Source organism: Nocardia sp. CS682 (genome assembly GCF_004634405.1).
In the GTDB taxonomy this organism is placed as follows: Bacteria; Actinomycetota; Actinomycetes; order Mycobacteriales; family Mycobacteriaceae; genus Nocardia; species Nocardia ninae.
The window spans coordinates 6,257,517-6,272,597 of sequence record NZ_CP029710.1 but is presented as its reverse complement, the minus strand read 5'-3'; the positions used below and the strand labels follow the sequence as shown (position 1 = coordinate 6,272,597).

Sequence of the window (15,081 nt, the reverse complement as noted above, 5' to 3'; positions counted from 1 at the left end):
GCAATTTCGGCTGACCTGTGAGACGCTAACGCACAATGCAGGGTTTGTGCTGAATGGAGACAGGCCGAGTGAATAACGAACAAATTCCGGGAACTACCGCAGCGGAGTCGAATGCAATTCCGGTACCGGGGCTGTGCCGCCGCACCCTGTTCGACCGGGTGCCGTTGCCCATCGTGTTGCCGTGCGCCGCCGCGGGCACCGCGGCCGCTACCTCGGCAATCGCGTGGAACGCCCCGCCGTGGGCGGTGGCGGGTGCCGGAATCGCGGTTTCCGCGCTCGGTGCGGCCCGCGTGCGGAAAACAAACATTTGGCGAATTCTGGGCATGCGCACCGCACTGTGGTTGCGCAATCGGAGCAAGAATGCCGCCCCGTCGCACACCGAACCGTTCGATGTTCCGATACCCGAATCCGGCAGCAGCCGGTGCGGAATGCGCTGGGACGGCCGCTATCTGATCACCATGCTCCTGCTCGACAGCGCCGCGGTGACGCCCACCCTGCTCGACACGACGGACGTGCACTCGCCCTCGACCATCTCCCTCGCCGACGTGGCGGGCTGCGTGTCCCAGTTCGACATCCGGCTCGCAGCGGTCGACGTGATCGCCCACGGCGTCCGCACCGACGGTCCGCACAATGTGGCCGGACTGTACAAGAAGCTGCTCGGACCGCTGCCCGCCGCGGCATCGCGCACGGTGTGGCTGGTCCTGCGCTTCGACCCGCTGGACAACGCCGGTGCCATCGAGAACCGGGGCGGCGATCAGGAGGGGATGATCCGGACGGCGCTGGTCGCCACCCGCCGCGTCGCGAGCCGCCTGACCACCCGCGGCGTGCGCGTTTCGGTGCTGACGGCCACCGAGCTGGCCGCGGCGGAGGCGGCCGCGCTGCACGACACCGAGGTGGCGCAGTGGTCCGAGGATTGGCGCACGCTGCGCAACAACAGCATGGAGTTGACCGGCTACACGATCCCACCGGCCCGGCTCGACTCCGGTGTGCTGTCGGCGGTCTGGACGCTGCCCGGCAAATCCGTGCTCACCAGGCTGCGCCTGACACCGCAACCGGAGTCGAACACACCTGGTAACCGAGGTACCGCAGTGGCTTTGACCGCGCTCGTTCGGCGCGACACAACGGGCACGGCCGACGCTGAACCCGACACCGCCGCAGAGGATCTCGGCCTGCTGGCACTGCCCGGCAACCAGCGGCGCGTGCTGCTCGACGGCGGCCATCTCGACTCGTCCGCCGCACTGAGTGGGCCGCCAGCGGCGATGGCCCGCTTCACCGTCCCGGTCAGCGGCTGCGGTCAGGTGATCGGTGCGACGGAAGCCGGTGCGGGCGTCGCCGTTCCGCTGTTCGGCCCCTCGGTCCGGCGGGTGGAGATCGTCGGGTCGCTGCGGCTCACCCAGCTGATGGTGCTGCGCTCGGTGGCCGTCGGCGCCCAAGTGCTGGTGCACAGCGTCCGGCCCGACGCCTGGGCACACCTGGTCGACGCGGTCGGCGCCCCCGCGGCGCTGGCCATGTCGTCGGCGGGTGGCTCGCACCAGGCGGCCACGATGATCGTGTACGACGGGGTCACCGCCGCCGGGCAGGTCTCGGATGCGACCGCGGTCTACGTGCGCGAACCAGCGGAGGCACAGGTCATCCCGGATGCGGACGTGGTGCTGATCGAATCACCGGACACCCCCGGCCGGGTAGTGCTGCGCGCCGCGGGCGATGACCTGACGGTCCAGCTGGTGTCCATCTCGGAGGAGTTCGAGTACCTCGGTGCCACCGCGACCGAAACGCGAGCGCTGGTGCCGACTGCATGAGAAAGGGCCCGTCGCCACGGCGACGGGCCCTTCTCGGTGTCAGCTGGTTACCAAACGAAGTCGTCGGCGACGTTCTGGTCGGTGGCCTGAGCCTTCTCCAGCGCGGCCCGCACATTGCTGATGCCCTTGCCGAGAATGTGCAGCAGATCGTCCATATCGGTCATCAAGGTATTGTGCTTCTGCTGGAAGGACGCGGAAGCCCCCGCATCGCCACTCTGCCACGCCTGGCTGAGCAGCCTCTTCGCCGAGTCGTCGGCGTTGGTCCGTTCCGTGGTGATATTGGTCTTGTACCCTTCCAGATCGGTGATCAGCGCGTTGATTTTCGCGGGGTCGTAAAGCATGGTGGTGAAATCCCGTTCTCTGGTATGTATTCGGTGCGATTCAGAGGTAGTTGGTGTTCAGCGTGGTGAAGCCGGACATGCTCTCGTCTTCTGCCGACGCGACCTTCTTCTCACCGGTGTTCAGTGCGTCGGACACCAGACCCAGGTCGACGTTCACGGCCTTGATCTTCGTCTGGAGTTCGGTGGCGAATTTGTTGAAGGCAGTGTAGGCCTCGCCTTCCCAGCCGCTCTTCGCGCTTTCCACCGCGACACCCAGGTTGTCGACGGTCTTGTCGATCGGGGGAATGATCGCGGCATATTCGTTCGCGTACTTCTGGAAAGTCGCGAAATCAAGGTGAAGTGCACCGGCCATGAGACGTCCTCTCGAATGAATGGATCTGTGAAACTGCCGGAGCGATCACTCCGGACGATCGGGGAATCGGCGGTTACGGCATCCAGCGGCCCTGCGGCAGCGCCTCGATCTGCGCGGCGACCGCATGGGCCAGTCGGCGATCGCTGCCTGCGGCCAGGGTGGTCCAGGCCCGTCCGTCGCCGGCGATACTGCCGCCGGCGATGATGCGGCCCACCGCCGTGTCGTACACCGCGGCGGTGGCGGGCGAGCGCACGGCGACGCCGTCGACGTGGGCATAGCAGACCAGCTCGGCGAGCGAAGTCCATTGCCGCAGTGCGAGTCCCAGCGTGACCGCCTCCGCCTCCGGCATACCGAGCTGGTACACGGCGTTGGTCGCGCTGGTGCCCGCCTCGTCGAGTCGCTGCTGCAACTCGTCGGTGGTGGCGCGGAAGGTCGGGATATCGGCGGGCTGGGCCGGCCCGAGCGCGTCGAGCAGCGGCCGGGCCAGCAGCTCCGGATCCTCGTCACCCCACACGGGCCGGATGTCGAGCTCGTCGCCGACGCGGACCGCGACGGCATGGTCGAGCCCACGCCGGACCAGGCAGACCCGGTGCAGCACCCCACCACGCCGGATCCGCAGCACCAGTTCGCGTTCCGGGCGGGCGAGGGCGAACAGCGCGGTGGCCAGCTCGTCGTCGCGGACGTCGCCGTCCGCATCGAGCAGGCCACGATCACGCAGATCAAGTACCGCGGCAGAGCGCGCCACCGACGCGGCCGCGTGATCGGTGTGGCCTGAGCGCAGCGCGAGCACCGCGGGGAACGTCTGCACGCCGAGCGCGTCGGCGATGACGAGCGCGCCGTCGGTGGTCAGGGTCGCCATCGGTCCTCCCCTCTCGGGATCGATCGGCCCTGGTTACCGTTGCGCTGCAACGTATTCGAGCTGCGTGCGGCGCAGGTCGTTCCGGCGGCGAGGGCAAGCCCCGCGCTGGGCCTCACGACTGCACCTCCTGCGGCACGGCCGCGGCCGGTCGGCTTTGCTCAACGGCGCCGCCACCCGCGACCACCGCCGGGCCGCCACCCGGCACCGCTGTGGCACCCAATACTGCTGGTGCAGTGGCGAATCCGGCGTCGACAACGATCTGCTCACTGATATCGCCCGCGTCGGCGACTCCGGCTCGCGCCGCAGTCTGTTGCGCGGGCGAGGCGGACTGAGTCGCGGTGGACGGCGCGATCGGCGGCGGCACCGCTGCCGTGCCGACGGGCATCGAGCCCGACGAGGGCACCGGCGTGAGGGCCGGGCCCGGCTGCGGTAGCGGGGTGAGCATCAGCGATTCGCTGCCGACCGGCACGGTCGGCGGCGGCGGTGCCAGGTCGAGCGCGGACAGATCGATCGTCACCGCCGGCGCGTGCACGACCTCGGCGGGCACCGGCGTCGCGGCGGCCGGCTCCGGGGCGGCGGGCGTATTGCCTTGGCCCCGAGCCTTTTCGGCGAGCAGATTGGCGCCCGCCGACACCGCCGGTGCCAACTCCTGCGTCCACGGAACGGCCAGCTTCTCCCCGGCCGCCTCGTAGGTGCGCATCACCTGGGCTGCCTGCTCGCGCAGCGCGTCGACCTGGCGTTCGGCCAGGTCGAACAGCCCGGCCAGCGGTGCGCCGAGCAGGCTGCCGTGCAGCATGTCCTCGGCCGAGCGCACGGCCGCGTTCAGCTCGCCCACCGGCGGCATGGCGAGTTTGGCCAGTTCGTAGGACGCGGCCTGCTGAGTGGCGATCGCGGCATTGTCGGTCGCCGCCGCAGTGATGGCGTCGAACCACGTGGACAACCCAGCCAGCTGCGCCAGACCATCCTCGCTGGAATCGGATCCCCAGGCGCCGCCAACTGCCGAGAGGATGGCGCGAAATTCCGTACCGGCCTCGCCGAGTCCGGCGGCGAACTCGGCGTAGGCCAACCCGGCGTCGCCCATCTGGGCCGCGCCGGGACCGGTGGTCAGCTCGTGCGCCAACTGCTCGGCGGGCACGGCTGCCCAGTTCGTGCCGGTGAACCCGGCCAGCGGTGGCTCGACCATCGCGTTACATCAGTGGCTTGAACGAATCGACCACATCGCCGTCGGCCACGGCGGCGAGGTCGGCGTGCGAGCGCAGGTTGGCGGCGATCTTGCGCAGTTCGCCGACACCGCTGAGGTACGACTCCTGGAACGACCCGCCCACCGCGCCGATGGTCTGCGCGGTCTGCCGCGACACTGGGTCGAGGCCGGCGGCGGCCGGGCTGAGCGCGTCGCCGCGCCGATGCAACGTGCCCTCCAGGCCGTCGGCCAGGGTGTCGAGGCGACCCGCCGCCAGGCGGGCGAGCTCACCGTCGAATGCGATCTGACCCATCGAAATCTCCTCTGCTACAAGCTGTACGGGTTGTCTGTCTTGCTCGGTGGCGCCGCACCGATGACCGGCGCTGCGGTCTCCGGGGGCGGGCCACCGACGAGTTCGTCGACATGCCGGGCGTCCACCAGCGCGTCGGCGTCCCCGTCGACCGGCCGCGACCGATCACCCACACCCGCGAGCCCGCCCATGCCGGGCACGAGGGGCGGCAGCACCTCCCCCGCGAACCGGACGGTCGAGGTGGTGGCACCCGGCGCCGGACCCGACGACGTGGCGACAACGGTCTCCGCCTGCCAGCCACCCAGCGGTGCCGCCGCGCTGGTCACCGGCGGGGCTGACATCAGCGGCCCGATCGGTGCGCTCAACACAGCACCGGCCTGCGGCCGATTCGGCACCGGCGCCGTAGCTTCCGTGGCCGGTTTCGGCGGCAACTGTGCGGCGACCTGCCGGCCCGCCTGGCTCGCCGCCGAGATCAGCGGCTGCACCAATTGCACCAGCTGCTGGACGACCTGGTCGCCCGAGGTGGTCGAACTGGCCGCCGCGGACTTCGCCGACATCCCGCCCGACGTCTGCACCGAGCCTGGGGCAGGGGTCGCCTTCCCCAGGTTCACACCCTTCATCAGCGACTGCGACGACTTACCCAGGCTGCCCAGCTTCGGCGTGGTCGGCTTGCGCACCGGCACCGGCTTGCCCGCTTGCGCCATCTGCGCGGACTGCCCAGCCAGCTGTCCCTTGGTATGCGCGGTGATCGCGATCGCCTCGAGGCCCGCTTCGATCGCCGACGCCAGCAAGGCGGTCTGCCCGGCCGGAGTCGCCAGGGTCAGGCTGAGCGCGGCGGTGGTCGCCGCGAATCGAGCTGCCACGGCGGCCATTTGCAGGTATCCGATGGCCACCGTCCCGGCGGCGCCCGCGGTGATGCCCTTCATGTGCGTTGCCTGCCCGGCGATCTCGGTCGACGTCGCCATCGTCTGCACCGCTGCCGAGGTGGCGGCGCGACTGCCCGCGCTCTGCATCTGCTGCAATAGCTGAATGCCGGTGGTCGCCAATTGCGTTGCTGTGCTGATCGATTGGGTGACTTGCTGAAGCACGGTCTTCGGGTCGAGCGGGCCGTTGGCGCCCAAGTTGCCGTCCCCGAAGCCGCTGAACAGATCGGTGACCGGCTTGATCAAGTTCAGCGGATCGATCGTCGGCAGCGGCGGCAGGCCGGGCAGTGGCGGGAGCGCGGGTAATTGAGGCAGCGCCGGCAGCCCTATGTGCGCTAGCACCTGTTCGGTCGGCCGGTCGAGGAAGGGCGCTACCGGGGTGTTGCGCAGCGCGTCGAGCACGGTCGGTGACAGGGGCGCCGCAAGGTGCGCGGCCGTCATGCCTGCGCGCCCGCGGGCGGGACGAAGGCCTCCGCATTGGTCTGATCGGCCAGCTCGTAGGACCGCGCGGCGGCGTGCGCGGTGAGCGCGGTCCCGGCGAAGTTGGTCACCAGCTCGCCCACTGCGGTGAGGTGATTGGCCTGCGCATAGGCGAAACTCACCAGGAATTCTTGCCCGATCAAGCCGAACACGGGGGCGGCGGCGGCCACGACCGCGGCCTGATCGACGGCACCGGCGACGGCGACCGCCGCGGCCATCCCCTCGGAAATGTCGCCATATTGACGGAATGTCTGCGGCTGCACATTGACAACATTCATCGCGGTACCCTCCTGGGCTGATCTGCGAACTCGATACCTGGGCGGTTCACCCGGAAATCTAACGAGCACACGGTCTTTCGCAAGATCAGCGCGGGTCGCGGATCCTACTGTTCACCTTGCTGTTGTTTGTTCACCTTGCTGTTGAAGTCCTCGACCAGACCGCCGCGGACCGCCAGCGCGCGCTGCGCCGCGACGGACGCCGCGGTTACTACCGCGGCGTCGAATTCGGTTGGTGACAAACGGGATATGCCCTCGGTCAGGCGAAGGTCGAGGAGCTTGCCCGCGCCGTCGACGACGGCCGTGACCGTCGCATCGTCGCTGGTGTGCTCGACCTTGATCGCGGCGATATCCTCGGCGAGCCTGCGCATCCGATGTATCTGCGCGGTCGCGTCCGCTTCGAGTGCTGCGAAATCGGTCACCACGTGCTCCCGTTCTGATCGAGCCAGCTGCGCGGCTCGTATTCGTGCTCGGCCTCGTCCGCTAGTTCGGCCTGCTCGACCGCCTGCTGGGTGGGTAGGCCGAGCAGACGCAATGCGTCTTCGCCGAGGCCGAGGCCGGTCAGGTATTCCCGGCGGCGCACGCCCGCCCGATCGGTGGCGAGCCGGCACAGCCGCAGCACGTCGTCGGCGAGATCGCCCGGATCGCGGCGGAGTTGGTCCGGGGTGACGCGCACCATGGTCGGGAGTCCGGAATCCGTTGCGGCAATGACGATGTCGCCACCGCGCAGGGAGGCTTCCCCGGTCGCGAAGGTTTCGAAGTCCGGCACTTCGGGTGCTTCCGGTGCCGGTTCAGGCTCGGTGCCTTCGTACAACGGGTCGTCGTGCACAGCCGACTGGATCGCGCCGGTGTACCAATCGGTGTCGGCGGCTCGGGTTTGCTCAGGCACGGCGCTCGTCCTCCAAGGTCTGCAACACGGTGGTGATGTGGGCGGTGATCATGGTCGCCAGCCGGGGGCGGTCGACGGGCGTCGCGACCGGCCCGGCCGTGTCGGTGACGGCGTAGCGGCCGTCGTCGACCAGGTCGTGCCATTCGATGCGGTAGCGGGTTATCCCGCGTGGCCCGAAAATGGAACTACCCAAACGGGTTTCGATTACGCCGAGGAACTCAGCCTGCTTTCCCAGCCATTCGGCGCTGCGCCGGTCGGCATCGGCGTAGCTTTCCTGCACCTTCGACCGGCCGTAATAGTGGTCGGTGGCACCGTCATCGGGCGCGGTCACCAGTGGCGTATCGGGCAGGCGGCCCGCGGCACGCTCGGGCAGTGCCCCGGCAATGGCGCCGGCGAGCCGATCCGCGGCGCCGGCGGTGATCACGTAACCGCCGCTGTGCCAAATACTTTCGCCAGGCAGCTGACTGATCAGTGTGGCTACTGCCCCCTGCCGTGCACCGAGTACTCGAACCAAGCCGTCGGGGCGGTCCTGGTGCCGTGGATCGAAGCCCTTGGCCGACACCAGGACATCGGCCCGCGCGACCCGGATGAGCGCGTCGTGCAGGGCGCCGTCGTCGGCGTCTGCCGTGCGCGCCCTGGCCTCGGCGCGTAATCGCGCCCAGTCCTCGGCGCTCTCGCCGCGGTACAGCGCGAACAGCGGAGCGGGCAGCCTGTCCTGAAACAGGCTGTCCCACAGGTCGATCAGCTCGACGTCGGTGAGCCGCCAGGTGCGGCTCACCGGTCGAGCACCGGACGGATGCCGCGTCCGGGCTCGCCGAGTGCCTCGTCGAGATGGTCGGTGGAATTCAGGTACTCCGAACGCTTCTTCTCGCGTTCATCGTTCGGGTTCGACCGGCCGGGGACGCCGCCGTACGGCGCGCCGGGCTGGAGTCCGCTGCCCGGCCCGGCCCGGCCGACCACCTTCGCTTCCGTGGGCACCACGGCGCGGGGAAACAGCGGACTCGGTGCGGCACCGAGGGCCACCGGGGCGCGGCCACCCAAGCCTCTGCCGCCGATTCCACTGCCGCCCTTGCCGACCGGAGCTCCGGTGTGGGTGCCGACCGGCGGCACCGTGCTCGCGAAGATCCCCGGGTTCTTCGAGGGGTCGGTGGACAGATCGCCGAGCGGTTTGTTCAGCGGCGACAGCGATTTGTTGCCGATGCCCTCGAGCGGATTCGGTGGCTTGCCCGGGTTGGTGGTCGGTGGTTTCGATCCGGGGTCGGGGTTGCCGATGGTGGGCGGCTTGGATCCACCCGTGCCGTTGTCACCGCCGCCGCTGCCCTCACCGCCTTCGCCGCCGCTACCTTCACCACCACCACCACCGCCTTCGCCGTCGATCGGCGGCTTGTCGCCGGAATCACCACCCGCGCCCTCGGGTTTCTCCTCGCCGTTCGGGGGCGTCTGCTCGGTCATCGGTACCCCGGGCGTCTCGTCGCCGACGAACAGCGCCGGGGTCGTCACCGGATCGGGTGACGGCAAAGTCACGACGCGGCTCAGCGTCTGCGGGTAGCTGTCGGAGTAGTGGAGCTGAAAGTTCTCCTGGTACCGGATCAGGTTGACCTCGTTCGCCATATTTTGCGAGATGGAGGTAGCCGGCGGCGGCGAGGGTGTCGGCGGCATCGCGGTCTGCTTGGTCTGCTGGAGCCAGCCCGAGGTGTAGACCAAGGTGTCGCCCAGGAGGTTCATGTCACCGGTGAGCTGCTTGGAAGCCTCGGTGTAGCCGGTGGTCGCCGTGATCGCCGACTGCGAGCCGACACCCTGCCACCGGTCAGAGGTGGACGAGATCGTGGTGCGCAGGGTGGTGAATCCGGTTTCGAGGGTCGTGGACAGCCAATGCCACACCTCTCCGGCGTTGGCCACTGCCTGCGGGGTCATCGAATTGCAGATGATGTAGAGCGCTTCCCAGCCCAGCTGGCCGCCCATTTCGGGACCGAACCCGAACGAGTCGTATTTCGTCACCGGGTCGGGTTTGCGTGGACTGCTGGGAATGGTGCCGGTCGGTGGGGCCCCGCTCGGCGGCGTGCCCTTCGGGTTGAAGGAGATGTCTTCGAAGCTCGCCGCCGACTCACCCTCGGTGCGCGCATAGCGCTTGCCCGCGGTGACGAACGTGTTGCCCATGTCGACCAATATCTGACGGTGCCGGTCGATGCGCTGGCGCAACTCGGTGCCGAACTTCAGGCTGAACACCGTCCACATCAGCTGGCCCGACACCGACGCAGCGATGTGCGGGCTCGCCGCAGCGGTGTTCTGGTTGATCCAGTTCTGCACGCCGACAACAACTTCGAGCATGGTCTCGACGTGCTGGGCACACTGTTCGGCCGTGCCGGGTTCGAGTTTCAGGTTCCCGTTCTTCGCCGAGGTGAGCAGCCCCGCCCAGAGCGTGCCTTCGGACGGATTCGATTCAGGTGCCATGTGTTTCTCCGATCACCGCAGTTGGTCGCGAAGACGTTCGATGCCCGCCAGCACGACGTCCGGTCCGGGGAAGCGCGGCCGGTCGTTCTCGACGGTCGGCGCATAAAGGTCGGCGACTTTGCGCGCGACCGCCGCCACCGCCGCGCGGGACGCCGCGACGATGGCCTCGGCAATCTCGTCGTAGCCGAGATCGGCTATGGCGCCGGAGAATTGCAGATCGATCAGCACGCCGTCGGCGTTCACCGCGACGGTTACCCGGCGTCCCTCGGCGGAAGCGGAGGCGAACAACCGAGCCCGCTGTTCCTGAAGTTCGACAAGGCCGGCCTGCTCGTCGACAACGGCGAGCGGCTCGCGCTCGGCGGGTGGGGTCAGCAATGCCGGTGGCGGTGGCGGCAGCTGCTGTTCGTCCGGCATCCAGTCGACCAGATCCGACAGCTTCGGCAAGCCCAGCAACGCCTCCCGCTGCGCCGACAGAATCTCGTCGGCTTTGCGTTGCACCGCTGCGGCCGCCCGCTGCGCCGCCTGCACGACGCCGCGGGCGATCTGGTGATAGCCGAGATCCTCGATGTCGTCGTCGAAGTCGACCTCCGTCACGGCGCCGGACACGTCCACCACCACGACGATTCGCTCCCGCTCGGCCGACGCCGACGCCGTCACCGCCTGATGCAGGCGTTTGGCCTCGGCGAACCCGCTGATGAGCCGGTGCACGTCGTCGACCACCTGGGCGACTTCCATTCTCAGCCGATCATTCGGGCCGTGCACCGGGCCTCCGTCTCCTGGGTGCGGCACATGATTCGCTCGCCGCTCATCGGCCGTGGTCGTAGACGCTGGCCCTGGCCACCCCGCGGCGCGACTCGTCTTCGCGGACCAGCATGAGTTCGTCGCAGTGCCGATCGATGAGGGCGCGGAATCCGTCGCTGTCGACCGCGACAGCGGCGGTAGGTGTTTCCATGCCGATGGCGTAGCAGCCGTCGCCCGGATGGTCCTCCCAGACCAGCCATTTCGTCACCTGGCCGGCCGGGCCGAAGTTCGAGTGGCCCTGGGTGATCACGACCCGGCCCACGGTCGCCTTCGGCGCCGCCTGCCACTGCCTGCAGCGCGCGTCGACATCGCGGTCGCCCTCGTCGTACAGCGTGCTGCGGCCGTGCCAGTGATCGAGTTCGGCCACCCCGCCGGAGTCGAGCAGCTCCACCCTCGGCTGACTACCCGCCGTCATCGTCGGCAGTCTGTCGACCAGCAGGCGGGTCAGCGACGCCGCATCGCACTCGGTGATCTCCAGCTCGTCCTGACTTTCCAGCATGGTCGGGCTGAAACCCTGGATCAGTACCGCGCGATCACCGAACTTCCGGCCCGCCATCACGATTCGGCCGTCCAGCACCCGCGCAGCGCTGTAATCGTCGGCGTGGACGGCCAGCCGGATATCGGCCCGAAGTGATTTGACCAACACGTCGGCCAGTGCCGGATCCCACGCCGCTTGCAACTCACCCCAGACTCGCGCCTTGGCGAACTGGTAGTCGTAGTAGCCGCGAATGGGTGAGGTGTAGATGAACGGCCAGTTCCGATCGCGGTCGACGAGTCGTTCGCGCAGCACCCGATATTCGAGGCCGCTCAGGCGCCAGGTGCGTTCCACTATCGGTTTCCCTCCACCGTTATGCCGGGGGTCCCGGTCGCTGTTTCGCCCGCCACCTCGGTGGTCGACTTGGTAGCCGTGAAGTCCTCGAACACCTCCGGCTGATGCCCGCCGGCTCGGCCGGGAAGGTCGAGCCGCAACTGCGGTGCGCCACCAGGGGGCAGCGCGAAGGACACGCTGAGCGGCCCGGTCGCACCCGAGGGGAACAGCTGCTCCTCGAGCTCGTGCACCTGCCGCCCGATCCGCTCCGACGCCTCGTCCAGCGCCTGCTTCACCGTCATGGTGCCGTTCTCCACGGCCTTTGCCAGCTGCTGCAAGGCGGGGCCGAGCTGGGCGGCCAGTTGATTACCGAGTTGCACCAGTGTCGGGATCGCCGACGCGATCAGTTGCAGCGCTTCGGAGAACAGACTCATCATGTCGGCACCGGATGCGCCGCCGCCACCTACTCCGATCGGACCCATCGGCCCAGTAGGGCCGATGCCCTGACCGGGATTGCCCGTAGGGTTCGAGCCACCGCCGCCGGTGCCGCCGCCGGATTTGCCGCCGCCGGAACCGGTTCCGCCACCGGAGCCTTTGCCCTCGCCCCCGCCACCGGTGCCGCCGGACTTGCCGCCACCGCTCCCGGCGCCCTCACCGCCGCCGCTCTTGCCGCCGCCGGTTCCGCCACCGGAGCCTTTGCCTTCGCCACCGCCGCCACCGGTGCCGCCGCCACCTTTACCACCACCGCTGCCACCACCGGGATTGCCGGTAGGTTCCTTGTAGTTGTAACTGCCCGGCAGATCACCGGTAGCACCCATCAGCTTGTTCGGATCAGCGAACATGGGAATCAACCCCGCAAGCTGCGTCACACCCCCGCGATAACCCTTCTGACTACTCTGCGCATCACCCTTGTCCCAGAACGCCCGCATCGCGGTCAACGCACCATTCACATCGGTGGATCTGAGGACCTTGGAGGGCTGACCACCCGCGTCATACGCCTTGAAATCCGCGTACTGATACAAACGAGAATAAATGAAACTGTTGAAATCAGCCGTATTACCGACAACATTCGACATCGACTCCATACCACGCTGCAACGTATCCGTCGCCTGCAGATACTTCTCCAGGAAAGCCACCGCACGCTCCGCGCCACGACCCTCCCAATACCCATTCTTGAAAACGAACTCCACCTCGTCGACGAACTTCTGCACCGACCGCCGCCACAACACGCCCAGCGCCCTCCACTCACCCGCCAGCCAGAACGTATTACCACCATTCTTCTCGATCATCTTCGCGATATTGGCGAAATCGAGCAAAACGAAAAAGTCGCCGCTCTCGATAGCCCCCTCGATCCGCCCCTTCGCACCCGAATCGAAACTGACACCCGAACCAGCAGTCGTCGGCAACCCCGGACCCGACTTCCAATCATTAGGTGAAGTAGAATGAAACTTCGACAACTCCGACCAATGATCCGTCCCCTTCTCCGGGGCGTTAAAAGTATGCGCATTATCATCATCGGTATTGCTATACGACTTATGCGCAGCAACAAAAGTATTCGCCATCACCGTGACAATCGCCTGATGATTCTTCAAGATGTCGACCAACTCGACAGTCCGCTTGTCCTCGAACCTGTCGAACAACATCTTCATACTATCCAAAGTCGTCACACGCTGCGCCGCACTATCGACCGAAAAATCCTTCTTATTATCGATCGTCCACACGAACTTCGCAAAATATTCACCCAACACCAAATCGATAAACCCCTTGATATCGGCCGCAAACCCCTCCGCCGCCGACACCAACTTCCCCAACCCCCCACTATCAACCTTCAACAACTTCAACTTGCCGTCCTGCGCACCCTTCAACAACCCAGACCACTCGGTCTGATCGAAACCAGGCCCACCCGACGTCATCCCACTCCTACCGTCAATTCACTGCGTCCGCCCTGAGTTTCTAGCACCGAACAATCGGGCGGTCACGCTGTAAGGCGACCGCAGCCCGGTCCGTACACCATCCGTTAACCAACGCCGCGCGATGGCTCGTCGCGAGACCGGCGCCCCGGCACGAGACGACGTCTTCCTACGCGCTCAGTCGCGTCGAGCGAACGGCCGAGGGCCGCTGAAGCACTGCGTCCAGGCGCATCAGTGCGCCTTCTTCCACCATGCGCCTGACCATTCCGTCACACGGTATTTCGGCTCTGAAACAGGCACCGGCACCGTCGAGACTCCCGTGCGCTACGGCCACCTGCAGCAGGTCACGGGAGTAGTGCGCGAAATGGCGCGCCATCGCGCCGCCGCTGCTCGCCGCCTCGGTAGCCCGAACCAGCCAGTTCTCGAAACTCGGGTAGGGGTAGTGCAAAATCATCGGCGCTGTGACCGTTCCGCTCGCGCCGGTGAATCCGGTGAAGCTGTGTGTATCGACCGGCTCGATATCCGCATCGAGCCGGACTGCGCTGCGGTTCGCAGGCGCGTCGAGGAATGCGGAGCGCCCGCTGACGCGGAACAAGGTGCACTCGCGGAACGGGTCGCCGACCGGGTGCGGCTTCGGAACTGCCTCGTGGGCGATAAAGGTAACCTGGTCGGCCCCGGGGATCTGCCAGCGGCGCCTGCCGTCGTCGTAGAACAGTTCCCGCGGGCCGAGGGGAAGCAGCCAGGCCATACCGGCGGAACGTGCGGTCGCGACGGCAGCGTGAATATTGGCCATCGCACGCTCGACCGGATCGGCTACGGGAACACTGTTGTCGCACAGCAGTATCGGGTGCTCGGTGTCGCGTGCGAGTTCACGCACGTCCGGATCATCGGAGTAGACAATGATCAGGTCCGCATGCACCGCATGGTGGTCGAGCCAGTCCGTTAGCCCGGGTTGCGGCCCGTCGACGGAAACGCAGATCGCCGTCGGCTCGGCCCGTTGCCGGTAACCCGCGCCGATTCCCCGATACACCGTCGTTGTCAGGTCGATCTCGTGCTGGATCAGGTAGTCGTAGTACTCCGCCCACGTGTTCACCCCTGCCGCGCGGGCCGCCGCGTAATTCGGGCCGCCGACCGGTCGGGTATGCCGGACGGTCACCGCGTCGACTATGGCGATCGACGAAGTGTCCGGCACGAATCTGGGCCAATGGAAATCCAGGCCCCACCCCGTCTGGGTGGCATCGAAGGTCGGCAGGCAGCGGAGCAGGAAATCCCGGCGAAAACACGGGGCCATGATCTCGACGAAATTCGTATACCGGAGCTCGAACCGGCGATCGACCAGGGTGATCTCGTGGGAGTAGTAGCTGTCCTCGGTGAGTGCGGGTTGGGACAGCGCGAGCCGGTATCGGGCCGCGTATTCGAACAGCTCATTGATGGACGCGGTGTCGGTGGCCAGGTCGTCGTCCGGGAGCCAGATGTAGTCGTAGTCTTCGATCGTGTCGGCCAGATCGACGGTGAGCACGTGATGCAGCGCAGGCCATTTGGGGCCCTTGCGGTCAAGCCTGCGCACGCCGTCAGCGCGATAGCGGTGCGGGTCGTCGCCGAAATAGCTCACGACCAGATCCCAGGTGCGTGGCTCCGGTCCGGCGAGCCATTGTTCGTGCAACGAGGTGTCCCCCGCCCGGAGCACCACCAGGTTCCGTCGC

The 15,081-nt window shown here is 67.4% G+C and carries 16 protein-coding genes; 1 reads left to right on the top strand and 15 read right to left on the bottom strand.

Features of this window, described 5'->3' with window-relative positions; genetic code table 11:
* The first annotated feature begins 68 nt into the window (after positions 1 to 68).
* A complete protein-coding gene (gene eccE, locus DMB37_RS28235) occupies positions 69 to 1,799 on the top strand; it encodes a type VII secretion protein EccE (protein WP_167768962.1) in 1,731 nt (576 codons plus the stop codon).
* Between the two features lie 47 nt (positions 1,800 to 1,846).
* Here the strand turns inward: eccE and DMB37_RS28230 are convergent, their stop codons facing one another.
* From DMB37_RS28230 to DMB37_RS28160, 15 genes are all read right to left on the bottom strand, one after another.
* A complete protein-coding gene (locus DMB37_RS28230; RefSeq protein WP_135235262.1) occupies positions 1,847 to 2,140 on the bottom strand; it encodes a hypothetical protein in 294 nt (97 codons plus the stop codon).
* A gap of 40 nt (positions 2,141 to 2,180) precedes the next feature.
* Positions 2,181 to 2,492 (bottom strand): WXG100 family type VII secretion target, encoded by a 312-nt coding sequence (locus tag DMB37_RS28225; protein ID WP_135235261.1) that lies wholly within the window; start codon positions 2,490 to 2,492, stop codon positions 2,181 to 2,183.
* Between the two features lie 73 nt (positions 2,493 to 2,565).
* The gene (locus DMB37_RS28220) at positions 2,566 to 3,351 is read right to left on the bottom strand and encodes an ESX secretion-associated protein EspG (RefSeq protein WP_135235260.1); all 786 of its coding nucleotides are present in this window, start codon (positions 3,349 to 3,351) and stop codon (positions 2,566 to 2,568) included.
* Positions 3,352 to 3,463: 112 nt separating this feature from the next.
* A complete protein-coding gene (locus DMB37_RS28215; protein ID WP_135235259.1) occupies positions 3,464 to 4,534 on the bottom strand; it encodes a PPE domain-containing protein in 1,071 nt (356 codons plus the stop codon).
* 4 nt (positions 4,535 to 4,538) lie between these two features.
* Positions 4,539 to 4,844: a PE domain-containing protein gene (locus tag DMB37_RS28210; RefSeq protein ID WP_135235258.1), complete on the bottom strand. Its 306-nt coding sequence runs from the start codon at positions 4,842 to 4,844 to the stop codon at positions 4,539 to 4,541.
* A 14-nt stretch (positions 4,845 to 4,858) separates the two neighbouring features.
* Positions 4,859 to 6,205, bottom strand: a complete 1,347-nt coding sequence (locus DMB37_RS28205) for a hypothetical protein (protein WP_135235257.1) — start codon at positions 6,203 to 6,205, stop codon at positions 4,859 to 4,861.
* Complete coding sequence (locus tag DMB37_RS28200; protein ID WP_135235256.1) at positions 6,202 to 6,522, bottom strand: type VII secretion target; 321 nt, start codon at positions 6,520 to 6,522, stop codon at positions 6,202 to 6,204. Before DMB37_RS28200 ends, DMB37_RS28205 begins: the two co-directional genes overlap by 4 nt.
* A gap of 104 nt (positions 6,523 to 6,626) precedes the next feature.
* A complete protein-coding gene (locus tag DMB37_RS28195; RefSeq protein ID WP_135235255.1) occupies positions 6,627 to 6,941 on the bottom strand; it encodes a YbaB/EbfC family nucleoid-associated protein in 315 nt (104 codons plus the stop codon).
* A complete protein-coding gene (locus tag DMB37_RS28190) occupies positions 6,938 to 7,408 on the bottom strand; it encodes a hypothetical protein (protein ID WP_240771686.1) in 471 nt (156 codons plus the stop codon). The genes DMB37_RS28195 and DMB37_RS28190 overlap by 4 nt, the downstream gene beginning before the upstream one ends.
* Positions 7,401 to 8,186 carry an ESX secretion-associated protein EspG gene (locus DMB37_RS28185; RefSeq protein ID WP_135235254.1) on the bottom strand — a complete coding sequence of 262 codons (786 nt, stop codon included), beginning with the start codon at positions 8,184 to 8,186 and terminating at the stop codon, positions 7,401 to 7,403. Before DMB37_RS28185 ends, DMB37_RS28190 begins: the two co-directional genes overlap by 8 nt.
* Positions 8,183 to 9,859 carry a hypothetical protein gene (locus tag DMB37_RS28180; protein ID WP_135235253.1) on the bottom strand — a complete coding sequence of 559 codons (1,677 nt, stop codon included), beginning with the start codon at positions 9,857 to 9,859 and terminating at the stop codon, positions 8,183 to 8,185. Before DMB37_RS28180 ends, DMB37_RS28185 begins: the two co-directional genes overlap by 4 nt.
* Before the next feature lie 12 nt (positions 9,860 to 9,871).
* On the bottom strand, positions 9,872 to 10,594 hold the full coding sequence (locus DMB37_RS41825; RefSeq protein WP_135235252.1) for a YbaB/EbfC family nucleoid-associated protein: 723 nt from the start codon (positions 10,592 to 10,594) through the stop codon (positions 9,872 to 9,874).
* A gap of 70 nt (positions 10,595 to 10,664) precedes the next feature.
* Positions 10,665 to 11,489 carry an ESX secretion-associated protein EspG gene (locus DMB37_RS28170; RefSeq protein ID WP_135235251.1) on the bottom strand — a complete coding sequence of 275 codons (825 nt, stop codon included), beginning with the start codon at positions 11,487 to 11,489 and terminating at the stop codon, positions 10,665 to 10,667.
* The gene (locus DMB37_RS41010) at positions 11,489 to 13,381 is read right to left on the bottom strand and encodes a hypothetical protein (protein WP_206055023.1); all 1,893 of its coding nucleotides are present in this window, start codon (positions 13,379 to 13,381) and stop codon (positions 11,489 to 11,491) included. The genes DMB37_RS28170 and DMB37_RS41010 overlap by 1 nt, the downstream gene beginning before the upstream one ends.
* A gap of 166 nt (positions 13,382 to 13,547) precedes the next feature.
* Positions 13,548 to 15,068 (bottom strand): DUF707 domain-containing protein, encoded by a 1,521-nt coding sequence (locus DMB37_RS28160; protein WP_167768961.1) that lies wholly within the window; start codon positions 15,066 to 15,068, stop codon positions 13,548 to 13,550.
* Positions 15,069 to 15,081 lie beyond the last annotated feature (13 nt).